We start from the raw sequence: 16,943 nt of genomic DNA, 5'->3' as shown, positions 1-16,943 counted from the left end.
GATGCATAGATGGAAGGAGTGAGCACATGGAACTGTTTGCAATTGCCCTAATCGATGTCGAGGAATCCTATGTACGTTCGCTGAGCGCACAGGTGAAGCAAGCGCTGCAGCATTTACATATCGCAGAAAATGGTTTAACAGCTACTTATATGTGGAGTGAGGCGCGTGCTTTTATTTACGTGGAAGCGGAGGCGGGAAGTGTACGCCACGACCCGCAGGTTCATGAAGCGCAGGTAAGAGCCTGCTTAGCGGAAGTGTTGGCGAGTCACATTGTAGCGGACAAGGAACCCAGCATCTTGCGCAGCTTAATTACGAAGGATTTTAAATATGAGAAGTTAACGGACATTGAAGCGATTGAAGGCTATTGTAAGCAATCTTTGGTCCAAGAGAGCGGGCTGGAAGGGTTGCCGATGATCAACAGCAGTCCAAGTCGGCTTCGTCGTATACAAATTCTCAAGGAACAAATGATGGCCTTGCTTGAAGAGAATTCGCAGCTCAGCTTAGATGGCTTCTTGAAATTCCGAATTCAGGAGTATAAAGAAGATCTGAAGGAAATTGTTGAGTACGCCATTGATGAGTTTATGATGGATCGTCAATACCAAGAATTTATTTCGCTTCTGCAATATTTCGTCTACATTCAAGAGGCCAAAATACCCGCGGCCCATCTGATTCACAAAGGCGGACATGAGTTTGTCATTTTAAATGACAGAATGGAGCCCATTGATGCGAATGATTTTGATGCAAGCTTTCGCATGGAAATGCTGGAGAAGGATATCAATCTCGAGGATATGATCGTGAGCACGTTAATTACCGTCTCGCCAGCCAACATCTACATTCATACGCGAGACCCTGAATTGACCATCATTAAAACGATAGGGCAGATCTTCGAGGATCGCACCTCGGTGTGCAGTTATTGCCGCACTTGTGACCTTTATCTGGGGGATGCCAAAAAACAGGATCAACTATCCCCTTGACCTTGCTCTGTTCGCCATTTATAATAGTGATCGAAGGCGTTAGTATCAAAGACAAGAACTTCTGTATGAACTGCTCAGAGAGAGGAGACCAGGCTGCAATCTCCTTCAGCGAATCGGATTGTTTACCCCTTTGTAGCCGTATTGTGGAATTCGTCCTGACTTGCAGGTCGATACTATACAGTACCGGAGTCATTCCCGTTAACGAATGCTGATGAGGATTCGACATATTCAGGTATGAGCGAATCGAACTAGGGTGGAACCACGAGCTGAGCGCACTCGTCCCTTTATGGGATGTAGTGTGCTTTTTTGCGTTCAAATTAACTTATTAGGAGGTCATGGAAGATGGTTGTACAAGTAAAATTACCAGATGGCGCAGTAAGGGAGTATGCAGTAGGGACGACCATTGAACAAGTGGCAGAATCCATTTCTTCCGGTCTGAAGAAAAATGCAGTTGGCGGCAAAGTAAACGGGAAATCCGTAGATCTTTCTTTTTCATTGGACAATGATGCGGATGTTGAAATCTTGACGCTGGATAGCGAAGCGGGTCTAGAGATGTACCGTCACAGCACAGCGCATTTGATGGCGCAAGCGATCAAACGTATCTATGGCAACAAAGCCGTTAAGTTAGGGATCGGTCCTGTAATTGAGGACGGCTTCTACTATGATATCGATTTGGAAACTCCGCTAAACCCTGAAGATTTGGTTAAAATCGAGAAGGAAATGGAACGCATTTCGAACGAGAACCTGGCGATTACACGCCGTGTTGTTTCCCGTGAGGAAGCGATTCGTATTTTCACAGAGCTGGAAGATCCGTTCAAGCTGGAATTGATCCGTGATCTGCCTGAGGATTCCGTTCTAACTATTTATGATCAAGGTGAATTCTTTGACCTTTGCCGCGGGCCGCATTTGCCTTCAACTGGCCGCATTAAAGCGTTCAAATTGTTGAGTGTTGCGGGTGCCTACTGGCGCGGCGATGCAAAAAATAAAATGCTGCAACGCATCTACGGAACTGCGTTCCCTAAGAAAGCGCAGCTGGATGAGCATTTGCACCTGCTTGAAGAAGCAAAGAAGCGCGATCACCGTAAATTAGGCCGCGAGCTCAAAATGTTTGCTTTCTCACGTGAAGTTGGTCAGGGCTTACCGCTTTGGCTGCCAAATGGTGCGAAATTGAGACGTACAATGGAGCGTTACATCGTTGATTTGGAAGAGCGTCTAGGTTACGATCACGTATATACACCGGTTTTGGCGAATGTTGAGCTATACAAAACTTCCGGTCACTGGGAGCACTACAGCGAGGATATGTTCCCGAAAATGGTCATGGACAATGAAGAGCTTGTTCTTCGTCCAATGAACTGCCCTCACCACATGATGGTTTATAAGAGTGATATGCGCAGTTACCGTGACCTTCCGGTTCGTATTGCTGAGCTTGGAACTATGCACCGCTATGAAATGTCCGGCGCTTTGACAGGCTTGCACCGCGTGCGCGCGATGACATTGAATGATGCTCACATTTTCTGCCGTTTGGATCAAATCAAAGAAGAGTTCTCTCGCGTTGTTAACTTGATTCGTCAAGTGTACGCAGATTTCGGTATTACAGATTACCGTTTCCGTCTGTCCTACCGGGACCCTAACGATAAAGAGAAGTACTTCCAAGACGATCAAATGTGGGAAACTGCGCAACGCATGCTTCGCGAAGTTGTTGAAGAGCTTGGCTTGCCGTTCTTCGAAGCTGAGGGTGAAGCTGCATTCTACGGCCCTAAACTAGACGTTCAAATCAAAACAGCGTTGAAGAAGGAAGAGACACTTTCCACTGCGCAAATTGATTTCTTGCTGCCTGAGCGCTTCCAACTTGAATATACAGGCGAAGATGGTCAGAAGCACCGTCCAGTCGTTATTCACAGAGGGATTATCTCCACTATGGAGCGTATGACTGCCTTCTTGCTAGAGAATTTCGCTGGTGCACTGCCTACTTGGTTGATGCCAACTCAAGCGAAAGTTATCCCAGTTTCACCTGCATTTGAAGAGTTCTCTAACCAGGTGACAGACAGACTAAGAGAAGCTGGTATTCGTGTAGAGGCTGACAATCGCAATGAGAAGCTAGGCTACAAGATCAGAGAAGCGCAGCTGGAGAAAATTCCTTTCATGCTCGTCGTTGGCGAGAATGAAGTGAAGAATGACAGCTTGTCCATTCGTAAACGGGGTCAAGGGGATCTGGGTACTCAGCCAATTGATCAAGTTATCAGCATGATTAACGAAGAGATTAGCAAAAAGCTGTAAGTCCCCCTTTTTAAATAAGAGGTTGTCCGAAAGTAGATTTTCTACTTAGAGGGCAGCCTCTTTTTGCGTTCAAAATACTGGGTGCGCTGATGCATAACTACCTAAACGGAGGACATCTTATACAGTGAGTCTGTATGTGGAGGTTTAGTGATGACAGGAAATGGACAGCCTACTTTAGTAGGGGGAGGCCTAAAACAATGAAAATAACCGATGCTTCGAAGCAATCCAAATGGATAGTAGCATGGATGGTGCTTACCGTTCTGGTTGTGTTTTTCGGAGAAGAGGCAAGCAATCAAGGTAACGATAGGGCGGCTAAAACCGATACCCATATACGAGCCCAGCGGGACAATCAGCCAGGAACTGTGATGCCTGCTGCATGGCCTGTTGCGCAAGAGCACCAACAACAAGTAAGTTACCGCTTTGTTCCGAATTTGAATGGAGATTTATCCAAGTATACGGCTGTTGAAGTGACGGCGACCGGGTATTTCGCGGGTAAAGAATCTACAGGGAAAAATCCGGACCATCCGACCTATGGAATTACGTACTCAGGTATTAGAGTTATGCGTGATGATAAAGCATTATCAACGATCGCAGCAGATACCAAAGTGTTCCCGTTAGGTACCGTTTTGTTTATACCCGGATATGGCTATGGCGTTGTTGCGGATACAGGGAGTGCGATTAAGGGCAAGAAAATCGATCTGTATTTTGACACGAAGGATCAGGTGTATAAAGAGTGGGGGAAAAAGACCGTCAAAGTGTTCGTTGTGAAAAAAGGAAATGGCAAAGTGACGGATGTCATTTGGAAGCAGCTGAAGGACGAAATTCTTGCTCCAGCCAAAGCGTTGTAATGGTCAATTTTGTGAAAAAAGAAATTCATAAAAAATCCTGTTTGGGAAAACATATCTATACAGGAGGTGATTGACATGGCAAAGAACAAGAACAACAAGAAAGCAGCGCAAGATGCGGAATTTGCTACTGAAGTAGCGGTACCTAACAAGCAGCAACAAAACAACACACAAAACCAAAATAAATAAAACATAGCTACTGAGAAAAAAACGGAGACCCGAAAGGGGCTCCGTTTTTATTTCTTTTCAACCCCTCTTATATTCGATATAATGTAACAAAAACTAACATTATGTTCTTTTTGGGAGGAGTTTCGGTTGCTGATGTCGACGGATTCGAAGCAGAAAGCATGGTTTTACGGTTTTGTACTTATAGGTATAGGTGTAAATGTATTCGCTTTATTTGCTGCTTCACCATGGGTTACGGTAGGGACGCTCGCAATTTTCTTCATTATGGGTGTAAGCGCATTACTAAGTTCCAGAGCTTCCGTTAATGCACAAGAGCAGGGAATGCTTGATCAAGAAGATCAATTCCGTACATTTATTCAGGAATCCCAAGTGGTTGCGGATCGATTAGCTGCGGCGGTTGAAGAGGTCAATGGCGCTATCGGACATCTTCTGCAGATTGCTGATGCTTCCATACAAGGAGAAGAGGAATTGAAGGGGCGGAGCCAGCATGCCTCTGGACAGCTTCAGGAAGCTTTTGCTGCGATTCAACAGGTGGCGGCGGCTGCCGATCAGATACTGGATTCGTCGTTACATATGCATAGAGAAAGTGAACAAACGAAAGATACCGTAGTGGATGTTTGTCGCTCCTTAAATGCAACGGATGAAGTGATGAATGATCTACATGTGAATAATGATACTATGCAGAGGAAAATTCAAGACTTGACTGAGCATACCTCGAAAATTGAAGAAATCAATTTGTTTATTACCGAGGTCGTCGCTCAAACGTCGTTGCTTGCTTTAAACGCTTCAATTGAAGCGGCTAGAGCTGGCGAACATGGCAGAGGCTTCTCCGTCGTTGCGCAGGAGATTAAGAAGCTAGCTGCTCAAAGTCATGAAGCCGTTCAGAAGTCGTCGGAGCTTCTGGCTGATATTGAAAGTGGCGTATCGCAAGTTGTCGCTGCAGTTGCTGAAGAGAAAGCTTCTGTCACACATGGAATTGAGGAGATGAAGGTGATGAAAGGGAAGATTGATACGATTTTCTCCTTGATCCTTCATGTGAACAGCCTAGTGGCAAGTACCACGAGCTCAACGAAGCATCAATCTTCCTTGGTTACCGGGACTAGGACTTCTCTAGGAGAAGTTGTGGATTTGATGAACGAAACTATGTCGAGTGTTGAGCATACTCTGAATCAAATGAAAAAGCAGCGGCATGAAGTTTCACGACTGCAGCATATTAATCAAAATTTAGATCGCTCTTCGTCAGAGCTCATTAAGGCTATTCAAGCAGTTGGCCTGAAGAGTAAGCGAGGAACCGTTCATGTCAACATTGAAGAAATGAAGCAGTTGTTGAATGCGCTTGTTCGAGTACCTGACATCAAATCGTTGGTGGACGATAAACATGCGTCGCATTTAAGTGGTATTTTGAAGAAAACAGCTGGAATTGAAGCGATTTGGTCCAATCGAGGGGATGGCACCTTTATCTTCTCGCAGCCTGAGGCAGGCTTAGTGAATGCCAAAGGACGCGAGTGGTGGAAGCGTGCAATGGCAGGTGAACTCTTCATTTCGGAGGAGTACGTGTCAGCTATTACGAAAAAACCGTGCATTACGCTGTCGAAATCCATAATAGATGACATGGGAACGCCAATTGGTGTCGTAGGAATCGACCTGGTGTTAAATTAATAGTTCTCAAACCATTCTTTTTAGTGTAAAATAAGATTACTGTTATAAATCTTGACACGGGAAGATAGGTGATGTCTGTGCTACAAGCATTACGGTCGGATGGAAAGCCACTAAGAGCATCTAGGAAAGCAGCAGAGGTACTTCCTTTCTTGGAAGCTTTTATTACACGCAAAGAGCAGCAGGCTCGGGAGATCGAGCAGGTTGTTGAGCGTTATGAGGTCAAGAGAATGAAGGAAGAACGGGCTTATCAGACGATGTCATCATTTCGTCGCATGTTCTCGGGTAAGAAGCCAGATCATCATCTTGCTGTTGAGTATATCCATTATGTGAAGAAACCAATGGAGCAGGTAAGAAAGCTTCGTTACGAAATCGAGCAAGCTAGACAGATCATGAACGATTCTAAGCTGGATGACGAGATTACGTTTCCAGAGGAATTCGAAGACATATTTTCTAATTAATATGAAAGAGGACACTGCAACCGCAGTGTCCTCTTTCTGTTTATTTATTTTTCAATTGTTGTAAGTCCAAGAAGCCTTCTTCCTGACTGTAAGCAGGGACCCCATGAGAACCAACGTCAAGTCCAACCAATTCCTCATCCCGACTTACGCGCAATGGAACGATTAGCTTAATCAGCTTTAAGACAGCCCATGTGCTGAAGAAACCCCATGCACAGACGGTCACGAGCCCAAGTGCTTGAACACCCAATAGTTCGAATCCGCCGCCATAAAATAATCCAGCTGTGCCTTCGCGGATCGCGTCAGGCTTCGCACATAAGCCAACAGCTAGCGTACCGATGCTTCCGCTGATACCGTGCACAGGGAAGGCGCCAACAGGATCATCGATCTGTTTGGCTTCAAGTATTTCCGTTGCGTATACGACGGCGATTCCGCAGATCGCGCCAATGCAGATTGCTGCAATGTCACTGACGAACGCGCAGCCAGCGGTAATTCCGACGAGCCCGGCGAGTGCGCCGTTAATGACCATAGGTGGATCTGCTTTGCGATAGCGCATCATGGTAAACAGAATGCAGGCGGCACAGCCTGCTGCAGCGGATAGCATCGTGGTGACTGCGATGTGTCCGATAGAAGTATTGGTAGCGCTTAACGTACTTCCTGAGTTAAAACCAAACCATCCGAACCATAGAATAAATGCGCCTACTGAAGCAAGCGGCAGATTGGACGGAGGAACGATGTTCGCGGTTCCATCAGCAGAGAACTTACCAATTCGCGGACCGATAATCATCGCTGCGGCTAGAGCGGAGAAGCCGCCGAGTCCGTGGATGACAGCTGATCCTGCGAAGTCTACCATGCCGAGCTTGCCAAGCCATCCGTTAATGCCCCACACCCAGTGGCCAGCGATAGGATAGATTAATCCGGTCATGGCTATTGTATATAGAATATAAGCGCGAAAGTTAATGCGTTCCGCTACAGCTCCGGATACAATGGAGATAACGGCGATAACAAAGGCGCACTGGAATAACCAATAGGTATCATGTGTGATGGTTAAGGCGATGTGTGTTAAATCTCCTCCCATGAAAAAACCAGTTGTCCCGATGATGCCTCCAGCGTCTTTGCCATACATCAACGCAAATCCGAAAAAGTAGAAAATAAGTGCTCCAAATGAGATATCTACAAATACTTTCATGATAATACTGACGGCATTCTTTTGTCTGACGAACCCTGCTTCTAATAAGGCGAAGCCGCCTTCCATTAATAAAATCATGGCAGCAGTCAAAACAACCCAAATTGTGTCTAAGCCAGATGTTAGTTGTTGGATTTGATCCATCCCGTAATCTCCCCTTATAATACTTGACTTCCCAGCCCAATTATACGGTTCTGATGATAAGCATGTCAACGGAATGCGTAAGATTACATAACATCGATCGCGAAATGTTCGCCTTATACGACAGTCATGTGAGGTTTTGTAATAGTAGCTTTGAAAATATCGGTCTAGAGACCGAGGCCGCCTTCAATCCAACGTCTCTTTTCATTCTATCGTGTATCTTATAAACTAGAGTTATCTTAACAACGCTTCTCACAAATGGAGGAAGAACGTATGAATCCGCATATGTTTCAAAGAATGATCTGGGGACTTGTTCTCGTATCCGCGGGCACTCTCTTTTTATTAAATCAATTGGGAATCATTCATGTGGATGTTGCCTATATGTTTTCCACGTATTGGCCCTGCATTCTCATTTTTTATGGACTCATTGGTTTCGTTTCACAACGCAATTTTCATTGGGGGGCATCCATCGGAAGCTTGATGATGTGCGGTGTCGGTACTATTTTTCTATTAAAAAATTTACATCTAACCGAACTATCACTTGGCGAAATGTTTAAATTTCTAATTCCGGTAGCTTTAATATTTTTTGGATTACAAGTGATATTTAAACCAAGCCGAAAAGAATCACCGGAATGGGCTTCTATTAAGAAAGCAAGAGATGAGGAAAGAAGAGCTCGCCGAGAGGCAAACCGATCTCGACATGAGCAGTATAAAAAGCATTGGGAAGCCGGCAATTGGGATTCGTCAAGCAAATCGAAAGAACACACGGACCAATCGTCAGCAAGTAATGTGAAATATGGGCTAACCGATGAAGAGAAGGAAGTTCTGAAGGATATTCATGGTGTATATCCAGAGGAAGATACTAGTCAGCCGAAGACAAATCACTTTGATCACGATAACAAACATAAATATGATGGTTTTGTTCGGAATTACGATTCAAGTAACGTGCTTCACCGTCATGGCTTCATTGGAGATGTTCATCTGGGTCAAGAAGCTTGGGAATTAAAGCCGATTCAAATCTCTCATTTTATTGGAGACTCTGTGATTGATTTAACACGTGCCTCCATTCCGCGTGGTGAAACAACGATTCAGGTTTCGGCCTTTGTCGGTGATGTGAAGATTTTCATTCCAAATGATATGGATGTTGAGGTTCGTGTGATGGCCAACTCGTTTATTGGCGATATGAAGGTGCTTGATCGTTTTGAAAGTGGATTCCTGCGCAACATTCGAACACAAACCTCTAATTATGAAGAAGCTGAACATAAAATTGTCGTTACGACTAGTATGTTTATCGGTGATATCACGATTAAAAAGATAGGTTAAAGGATGGAGCATGTACAAATTGCGAATGTTCAATATGAAATGGCAGCTGCTGAATTACTTTCTGATCTCAAGTGTATTGACGGTTTCAGGTATATATATCGTACTTGAATATTACGAGGCATCGCTCGGATCTTGGGAGTTCCGGATGTGGTTTGCGCTAGCCATTTTTGTGGTGTGCTTGACGATAGGATTTATCGCAACCAGAAGGTGGCAGCGCAAGGTAGACGAATTGCATGTTGCGATGTTGGAATTGTCCAAAGGCAATTTCTCAGTTCGAATTGAGATGGAGCCGGTGGAGCCTTTCCTCTATTTATATGACGCTTTTAATAGCATGGCTAACTCGATCGAAGAACGTGTGCAGCTGACACAGAAGCTAGGGGAAGCAGAGGCCATTCGGGATCAGGAATTGACCGAGACTGCAGTCATGGAGGAAAGACGGCGACTCGCGCGAGATCTTCATGATACCGTGAGTCAAGAACTGTTCGCCATTCATATGTCAGCATCGTCGCTTCCGAAAATATTGGAGAGAAATCCTGCGGCTGCGCCTGCATTGATGAATCAGCTCATCGAGATGTCCCATCATGCCCAGAAGCAGATGCGAGGTCTTATTTCACAGCTAAGACCGATTGAATTAAAAGATATGAGCTTACAAGAAGCCCTGGAGAAATGGTTTCCGGAATATTGCCGGACCCATGAACTTCAGGGTCAACTTGATGTTTCGCTGCCTGAGTTGATTTCAGAGGCGATTGAACATCAGTTTTTTCTCATTATTCAAGAAGGACTTGCTAATGTCATTAAGCATGCTTCGGCCAAACAAGTTAGATTGGCGATCTATGAAAGAGAGCATCAGTATGTACTGCAATTGCAAGATGATGGTCAAGGTTTTGAACGAAGTGATATTCCTTCTGCGTCCCATGGATTGTCAACGATGAGAGAACGAGCACAAAAGCTGGGCGGCGAAGTGGAGATTGATAGCAAATTAGGTGCTGGAACTCGCGTGCGCGTACGTATTCCGCGGTTTTCAGGGCATTCAGGAGGAAACTAGAATGAATCCGAACATTAAAGTAATGATTGTTGACGACCATGATATGGTGCGAGTCGGTTTGCGAACGTACATTTCGTTGGAGCCAGGACTAGAAGTGGTAGGAGAGGCGTCAAATGGGCAAGATGCTTTTGATCAATTGAATAATGATCACTTAGAGACGTCAATGCCGGATGTGATTCTGATGGATTTGACAATGCCGGTCTTGGATGGGATTGGTGCGACCAAGCTCATTTGTGACAAGTTCCCACAAGTCAAAGTCATCATGCTGACCTCGTTTCTGGAAGAAGCCAAAGTACTGGAAGCCGTTGAATCCGGAGCCATCAGTTATATGCTGAAAACCGTCTCTTCCGATCAGCTGATTCATGCGATTCAAAGTGCTTACCGCGGGATGCCTGTCATGAATGCAGAAGTGTCGCAGGCGTTAACGAGAGGTATCAGGCAGCGGAGTGAATTGCCGGAGCAAGAAGGTTTGACTGCGCGGGAACGGGAAGTGCTCCTATTAATTGCCGAAGGGAAAAGCAATAAGGATATTTCTGAGGAGCTCTTCATCAGCATCAAAACGGTCAAAACACACGTAAGCAACCTCTTGATGAAGTGTGAGCTGGAGGATCGAACACAATTAGCCATTTTTGCTCATCGCAAAGGATGGGTTTAGCAGAACGAACAAATAGTGGAACGATTGCACATAAAAACGTCAATTTGGCACATTCTATGCGTAAGTAAAATAATATGAGCGCTTAAGGAGTGTCCAATTGCAATGAAACCACTAACTTCCTCACTGGAGCAAGTTCAAGAATCATTTGACAAGGTGCGTGCCCAATTAGAGCAATTTGATTTTAATTTGGGTGGAGGCTGGGAGTATGACCATGGCTACTTTGATCGTTCGCTGGATGAAGCGAATAAAGTTTGGCTGCGCATTCCAGTTCAAGTGATTACCGGCCGAATTGAAGGGGATGTTGAAGCGACGGATGCTGTCGTCGAGGTAGGTACTCCTTTTGTGCTGAAACATGTCTATAATGAAGGGCTTGATCCTGAGGCTGAACTTGAGACCGCTGGAGCATTGATCGACCAGTTTCAAACGCCGTTGGATGCTGATGCAGGAATTGAAGATAAATGGGTGAAAGAAGCCTCAAACGTGCTGCAAAAAGTCGAACAAGCTTGGATTCATTAAATAATGTCCTATTTTTACCTCCAATTTATTGTTTTTTAATATTCGTTTAAGGTTGTGAGTGCATGATAGACACATAGAGAACAACATGATCCTTCAAGAGAGCATGCACTTATAACTTTAATATGGAGGTAAGACCCATGGAAGATAACAAAAAAGACTATAGCGACTTTTTCAAGCCGCAGAATAATGATAACAACGAAGAGAAGAAGCAGGAGCATGCACGAGCTAATGAGGGGCAAGACCCGAATAAAGAAAGACCTTCCTATTACTATTCTTATGGGCCTTACAAATCCGCTTTTAATGAAGAAAACGAAGGGCAATCCTTAACGACTTCCTCCTCAAGCTCAGAAGGTACAACGAATGTTGAAGTGACGCCGCCTAAAACGTTGCGCCCATTCAGCTTTGGACCTGAGAATGCTGCGCAAGGTCCAGCTGGTTGGGATCCAAATGCGAAGAAGCGTTCATCGGTCAAAGGTATTTTTGCAGCCTTCATGGCAGGCGCACTCGTTGTAAGCGCATTGATGTTTACAGCGGACAAAACGAACATGTTCTCCGGCAACCAGCCGCTAGCTTCTGGTTCAAGTACAGCAACAACTGTAGCCAATGGCTCTAACAATAGCAACGGCGAAGTAAAAAATGCAGCCCTTGACGTTGTTCGTCCTGGTAACATCGCGGCGATTGCGCAAAATGCGGGTCCTGCGATCGTAAAGGTTGAAGCGCTAGTTAAACCGAAGCAATCCAGCCGCAGCGGTGGTGGCAACTCACTGTTTGACGATCCGTTCTTCCGTCAGTTTTTCGGTGACAATGGTGGTGGCCAAACAACGCCTAAGAGTGGTCAAAATGACGCAGGGAGCGGACAGCTCCAACCAGCGGGTATGGGAACTGGCTTTATTTTCGAAAAAACAGGCTATATCCTGACGAATGAGCACGTAGTTGACGGTGCGGATGAAATTCAAGTAACGGTAGAAGGCTACGACAAGCCATTCACAGCGAAATTACAAGGTAGCTCTTACGATTTGGACTTAGCGGTTCTTAAAATTGAAGGCACTAAGGATTTCCCAATCCTGCCTCTTGGTAAAGCTGACGATGTTAACGTAGGCGACTGGGTTGTTGCAATCGGGAATCCATATGGCTTTGACCATACGGTAACGGTTGGTGTACTTAGTGCGAAGGAACGTCCAATTAGTATCCCTGATGAAAAGGGTACTCGTGAATATAAACATTTACTACAAACCGATGCTTCCATTAACCCTGGTAACTCAGGCGGCCCTCTACTTAACCTAAACGGTGAAGTTATTGGGATCAACACAGCGGTAAGCTCACAAGCGCAAGGTATTGGTTTTGCGATTCCAACAAGCACAATCTCTTCCGTTCTTGAGAATTTGAAAAACAATGTGACCATTCCGAAAGAACCGGTTCCTTACCTAGGAGTAGGTCTGCAAGATATCGGTAAAGATTGGGTAAGTGAGTTGAAGCTTTCCAATACAGACGGCGCTTTGGTTGGCAGTGTTCAACGTAAGAGCCCAGCGTTCCAAGCAGGCTTGCGTCAATATGATGTGATCGTAGATTTGAATGGAACCAAGATCAAAAACTCGCAAGAGTTAATTACGAAGGTTCAAGCAACGAAAGTTGGCGACAAAGTAACGCTAGGCATTATTCGTGATGGTAAGCGTACGGAAGTTCCAGTTACGGTTGGCGATAAAAACACGCTTGCTGAGACACCAGCTCAGTAAACTGTATGCCCAATGAAGGGAAGTAGAGTCCGCGGCCTCAAGCTTGCAGGCTCTGCTTCTTTTTGCTAAGCGGATATTTTGCTACAATAAAGAGTAGAATGGGGGACGGGTCGATGAGAGAAAATATTATGGTTATTGACGATGATGAGAAAATCACATCTATGCTTCGAAGAGGACTAGCCTTTGAAGGTTATTTAGTTACGACAGCTGCCAATGGCCTAGAGGGTCTCAAGCAAATGCTGGTGACAGAGCCGCAGCTTATTATATTGGATGTTATGATGCCGCAAATCGATGGCTGGGAAGTCGTTCGACGGATTCGTGAAAGCGGCAGCGAGGTACCGATTCTTATGCTGACTGCGAAAGATGACATTAGTGATCGGGTAAAAGGTTTGGATTTAGGTGCTGACGATTATTTGGTCAAGCCCTTCGCTTTGGAGGAGCTGCTGGCTAGAGTACGTGTATTGCTTCGGAGAAGAGCGGAACGGCCAGAACAAACGAACAATCGACTGGCATTTGAAGATGCGATCCTGGATTTAGATACACGCGAGGTGTTCCGCGGCGAGAAGTTGATTGAATTAACGACGAAAGAGTTTGATTTATTGCATCTTTTCATGCAGAATCCCAAACGAGTTCTGTCGCGAGATATCATTATGGAGAAGATATGGGGTTACGATTACAGCGGCGAGTCCAATGTCCTAGAGGTTTACATAGCCTTACTGCGTCAGAAGACAGAAGAGTTTGGTCACAAACGTCTGATTCAAACGGTCCGAGGAGCAGGCTATGTATTGAGAGGGGAAAATTAAAATGTCGCTTCGCCTGCGGCTAACGCTCTGGTATTCAGGCATATTGGCCATTACGATGCTGCTTTTTGGAATTGTGCTCTACTTCTTCTTGAACTATTTCCTATATGATCAAATTCGGCAAGATGTCAAAAGGGAAGCCGTGAACAGCTCCACGCGTATTCAGAAGAGCATCGCGCTATCTCAGAAGGGGCTAGTTGTCGATCTGGAGTTAGAGAGCAGAGACTTCTACTCTACGAATACTTTTTTGCAATTATATAATATTGCACTGAAGAGCTATAACCGATCGGCTAATTTACAATATTATGATCAAACGCTACCGATTGATCAATCGACCATTGATAAACTGCAACGTCAGGTGGACAAGCAAGAAGATGAGGTCGGATTTTTTCAGAAAACGAAAATTCTGAATCAGGATTTTCTGATCTATCACTTAGGCATAACCTCTGATAACCAATCCAAGCTCATTGGTATTCTACAGTCGGCAGTGCCCATCGGAAGTTATGAAAGAACGGCTGTTACGCTTCGCTATACGCTGATCATTTGGGCTATTTTAACCGTTATTGTTGCGGCATCGTTGGGCTGGTTCTTGGCACGTAAGGCGCTGAAACCAATCGAGCGCGTCATTGATGCGGCGAACCAAATCGAGAGCGGAGACGATCTGGAAAAACGGATCCACTATGATGGTCCATTAGATGAAATAGGCCGGTTGACGAATACGATCAATGGCATGCTGTCGCGCATACAGATAACCTATGTGGAATTAGATGAAGCTTACCGCGCACAGCGGCGTTTCGTATCCGATGCATCGCACGAGCTCAGGACACCGCTGACGACGATTCGTGGGAACGTAGATTTGCTGGAGAAAATGTGGAAGCAAACGTCAGGGACGCAAGCGCTGGCAACGCCAGAGCAAGTTCAGATGTCTTTAGAAGCTATGCACGATATTGCGGGTGAAGCTCAACGGATGAGTAGATTAGTCAACGATTTACTCGCGCTGGCGAGGGCGGATGCGGGTGTACTCATGGAGAAAGAGCCGGTCGAGTTTAAGCCGCTTGTCCAAGAGGTGGTCAGAAGAGCGCAGCTGCTCGAGCATACAGCGGAGTGGCAGGTTGGTGATTTGGAAGATCTCGAAGATGCAATCGTGCAAGGAAACCGCGATTATCTGCAGCAATTGTTGTTTATCTTTATTGAAAATGCTTTTAAGTACACACCTTCAGGGACTGTCTCAATTGAGGCTATCCGAAGAAATAGTTTTATCGGCATCCGGATATCAGATACGGGTATTGGGATGGATAAGGATGACATTCCTCATATCTTTGATCGCTTCTATCGCGCGGATCTGTCCAGAGGCGTTACCTCAGGGACGGGATTGGGTCTTTCTATCGCCAAATGGATCATTGATGAGCATGATGGGTCCGTCGAAGTGACGACTAGGAAGGATGAAGGAAGCACCTTTTTAATATGGCTTCCGGCAAACTTTCCTCATTCTATATAATCAGATATAATTAAAGGAAATACGATTGTTTAGGCAGGTGGAAGAAATGGAAGTTGTTCGAATATCCCCCAGAGGATACTGTTATGGGGTTGTTGATGCCATGGCGCTGGCCATGCAAACCGCTAAAAATTTAAATCTTCCCAGACCTATATATATCTTAGGCATGATTGTTCATAATGCGCATGTGACAGATTTCTTCAAAGAAGAAGGAGTTATCACGCTGGATGGCGAGAACCGTCTCGAGATTTTGCAGCAAGTGGAGACAGGAACTGTTATCTTTACCGCGCATGGGGTTTCGCCTGAAGTAAGGCGTTTAGCGCGTGACAAGGGGTTGACGGTTGTCGATGCTACTTGTCCAGATGTGACGAAGACGCATGATTTGATTCGTGAGAAAGTCGCAGACGACTACGATATTATTTATATTGGCAAAAAAGGTCATCCAGAGCCAGAGGGCGCAATCGGGGTTGCTCCTGATCATGTGCATCTCATTGAGAAGCTTGAGGAAGCTGAGCAGCTCAACCTCAAGCGTGAGCGAATTATTATTACGAACCAAACAACCATGAGTCAATGGGATATTAAGCACATCATGAATCGGTTATTGGATCTGTTCCCAAAAGCTGAAATTCATAATGAAATTTGTTTGGCTACGCAGGTCAGACAAGAAGCGGTTGCGGAGCAAGCGAAGGAAGTTGACCTTGTTATTGTTGTTGGTGACCCGAAAAGTAACAATTCAAACCGTTTAGCACAGGTTTCTCAAGAGATTGCTGGTGTGATGGCGTACCGTATTTCAGATGTCTCCGAGTTGAAAATCGAATGGTTAGCAAACGTACGTAAAGTAGGTGTAACCTCGGGCGCTTCCACGCCTACACCGATTACCAAAGAGGTTATTACTTATCTGGAAAACTACGATGCGAAAGATGAAACCAGTTGGGAAATTAAACGTACTATTAATATGAAGAAACTTATACCCACTGTTAAATCCAAAGCAGCAAGTAACGTGTAATTCCTGCTTATTCCACTCGACGGGATTGAAACTAGCATGCAAAGTACTCAGAAGGTGAAAATGATGAAACCTCGCTACGATTGGAAAAGTATTAAACGTTGGTTTAAATACAAATATATCCTGCTTTTACGTGCCAAGGGTGGTCCTTCCAAAGTAGGTAGAGGCTTTTCGATTGGGTTATTCGTTGAAATGTTCACGCTGCCGACCGCAGGGACGGCATTTGTTCTCATTTTCCCCTTGGTTTATTTATTGAGAGCGAACCTGCCTGCAGCTTTAATTGGTTTTGTGTTCGGTAAAGTCATTTATATTCCCTTTTCGATTCTCAATAAGCAAGTCGGGGAATATTTAGTACCGAAACACTTCAAGATCTATCTGATCCATCATCTTCCACATCTCCTGTCTAATATCATTAGAAGCGGGCTCGATTTAATCGTCGGAGGTATGGTTGTTGGTCTTGCCCTTGGAATCATTGCCTATTTTCCTGTTGTGCTGTTGCTTAAATACCACACGAATCGCCGCAAAGAGAAACGTAGAATTCGTAAAGATCAGTTGGCTCCCGCGGATACAAATGAATAGTGAAATAAATTAACGCTTGACGAAAACTCGTCAAGCGTTGTATATTTGCTTTAGTGGTTAAAAGCGTAGAA

Annotated in this window: 15 protein-coding genes; 14 read left to right on the top strand and 1 reads right to left on the bottom strand. The window is 45.0% G+C overall.

The features are described from left to right. Positions 1-26 precede the first annotated feature (26 nt). The 5 genes from AC58UX_RS09745 (at position 27) to AC58UX_RS09725 (ending at position 6,399) form a co-directional block, all read left to right on the top strand. Complete coding sequence (locus AC58UX_RS09745) at positions 27-974, top strand: putative sporulation protein YtxC (RefSeq protein ID WP_497251863.1); 948 nt, start codon at positions 27-29, stop codon at positions 972-974. Positions 975-1,316: 342 nt separating this feature from the next. Continuing rightward, positions 1,317-3,251 carry a threonine--tRNA ligase gene (gene thrS, locus AC58UX_RS09740; RefSeq protein WP_497251861.1) on the top strand — a complete coding sequence of 645 codons (1,935 nt, stop codon included), beginning with the start codon at positions 1,317-1,319 and terminating at the stop codon, positions 3,249-3,251. Positions 3,252-3,448: 197 nt separating this feature from the next. Then, entirely contained in the window at positions 3,449-4,099 is a 651-nt protein-coding gene (locus AC58UX_RS09735) for a 3D domain-containing protein (protein WP_497251859.1), read from the top strand. A gap of 318 nt (positions 4,100-4,417) precedes the next feature. Beyond that, the gene (locus tag AC58UX_RS09730; RefSeq protein ID WP_497252151.1) at positions 4,418-5,941 is read left to right on the top strand and encodes a methyl-accepting chemotaxis protein; all 1,524 of its coding nucleotides are present in this window, start codon (positions 4,418-4,420) and stop codon (positions 5,939-5,941) included. A 71-nt stretch (positions 5,942-6,012) separates the two neighbouring features. Then, positions 6,013-6,399: a hypothetical protein gene (locus AC58UX_RS09725; protein ID WP_497251857.1), complete on the top strand. Its 387-nt coding sequence runs from the start codon at positions 6,013-6,015 to the stop codon at positions 6,397-6,399. A gap of 40 nt (positions 6,400-6,439) precedes the next feature. Here AC58UX_RS09725 and AC58UX_RS09720 read toward each other — a convergent pair whose 3' ends face one another. Continuing rightward, a complete protein-coding gene (locus tag AC58UX_RS09720; RefSeq protein ID WP_497251855.1) occupies positions 6,440-7,726 on the bottom strand; it encodes an ammonium transporter in 1,287 nt (428 codons plus the stop codon). Positions 7,727-7,996: 270 nt separating this feature from the next. Here AC58UX_RS09720 and liaF point away from each other — a divergent pair, with 270 nt between their 5' ends. The 9 genes from liaF (at position 7,997) to AC58UX_RS09675 (ending at position 16,872) form a co-directional block, all read left to right on the top strand. Next, positions 7,997-9,046 (top strand): cell wall-active antibiotics response protein LiaF, encoded by a 1,050-nt coding sequence (gene liaF, locus AC58UX_RS09715; RefSeq protein ID WP_497251853.1) that lies wholly within the window; start codon positions 7,997-7,999, stop codon positions 9,044-9,046. 10 nt (positions 9,047-9,056) lie between these two features. Then, a complete protein-coding gene (locus AC58UX_RS09710) occupies positions 9,057-10,091 on the top strand; it encodes a HAMP domain-containing sensor histidine kinase (protein ID WP_497251851.1) in 1,035 nt (344 codons plus the stop codon). Position 10,092: 1 nt separating this feature from the next. After that, entirely contained in the window at positions 10,093-10,746 is a 654-nt protein-coding gene (locus AC58UX_RS09705) for a response regulator (protein ID WP_497251849.1), read from the top strand. 102 nt (positions 10,747-10,848) lie between these two features. Continuing rightward, positions 10,849-11,262, top strand: coding sequence for a YugN family protein (locus AC58UX_RS09700; protein WP_497251847.1), 414 nt, complete (start codon positions 10,849-10,851; stop codon positions 11,260-11,262). 137 nt (positions 11,263-11,399) lie between these two features. Beyond that, positions 11,400-12,995 carry a S1C family serine protease gene (locus AC58UX_RS09695; RefSeq protein WP_497251845.1) on the top strand — a complete coding sequence of 532 codons (1,596 nt, stop codon included), beginning with the start codon at positions 11,400-11,402 and terminating at the stop codon, positions 12,993-12,995. Positions 12,996-13,108: 113 nt separating this feature from the next. Continuing rightward, positions 13,109-13,798 carry a response regulator transcription factor gene (locus AC58UX_RS09690; RefSeq protein ID WP_497251843.1) on the top strand — a complete coding sequence of 230 codons (690 nt, stop codon included), beginning with the start codon at positions 13,109-13,111 and terminating at the stop codon, positions 13,796-13,798. 1 nt (position 13,799) lies between these two features. Then, positions 13,800-15,293: a sensor histidine kinase gene (locus AC58UX_RS09685; protein WP_497251841.1), complete on the top strand. Its 1,494-nt coding sequence runs from the start codon at positions 13,800-13,802 to the stop codon at positions 15,291-15,293. Positions 15,294-15,339: 46 nt separating this feature from the next. Further along, positions 15,340-16,296: a 4-hydroxy-3-methylbut-2-enyl diphosphate reductase gene (locus AC58UX_RS09680; RefSeq protein ID WP_497251839.1), complete on the top strand. Its 957-nt coding sequence runs from the start codon at positions 15,340-15,342 to the stop codon at positions 16,294-16,296. A gap of 36 nt (positions 16,297-16,332) precedes the next feature. Further along, positions 16,333-16,872, top strand: a complete 540-nt coding sequence (locus tag AC58UX_RS09675) for a DUF2062 domain-containing protein (protein WP_497251837.1) — start codon at positions 16,333-16,335, stop codon at positions 16,870-16,872. Positions 16,873-16,943: the final 71 nt, after the last annotated feature.

This window comes from Paenibacillus sp. J22P90, from assembly GCF_059692195.1.
Note: the sequence above shows the minus strand (reverse complement) of the source record. Positions and strands in the feature narration are given on the sequence as shown.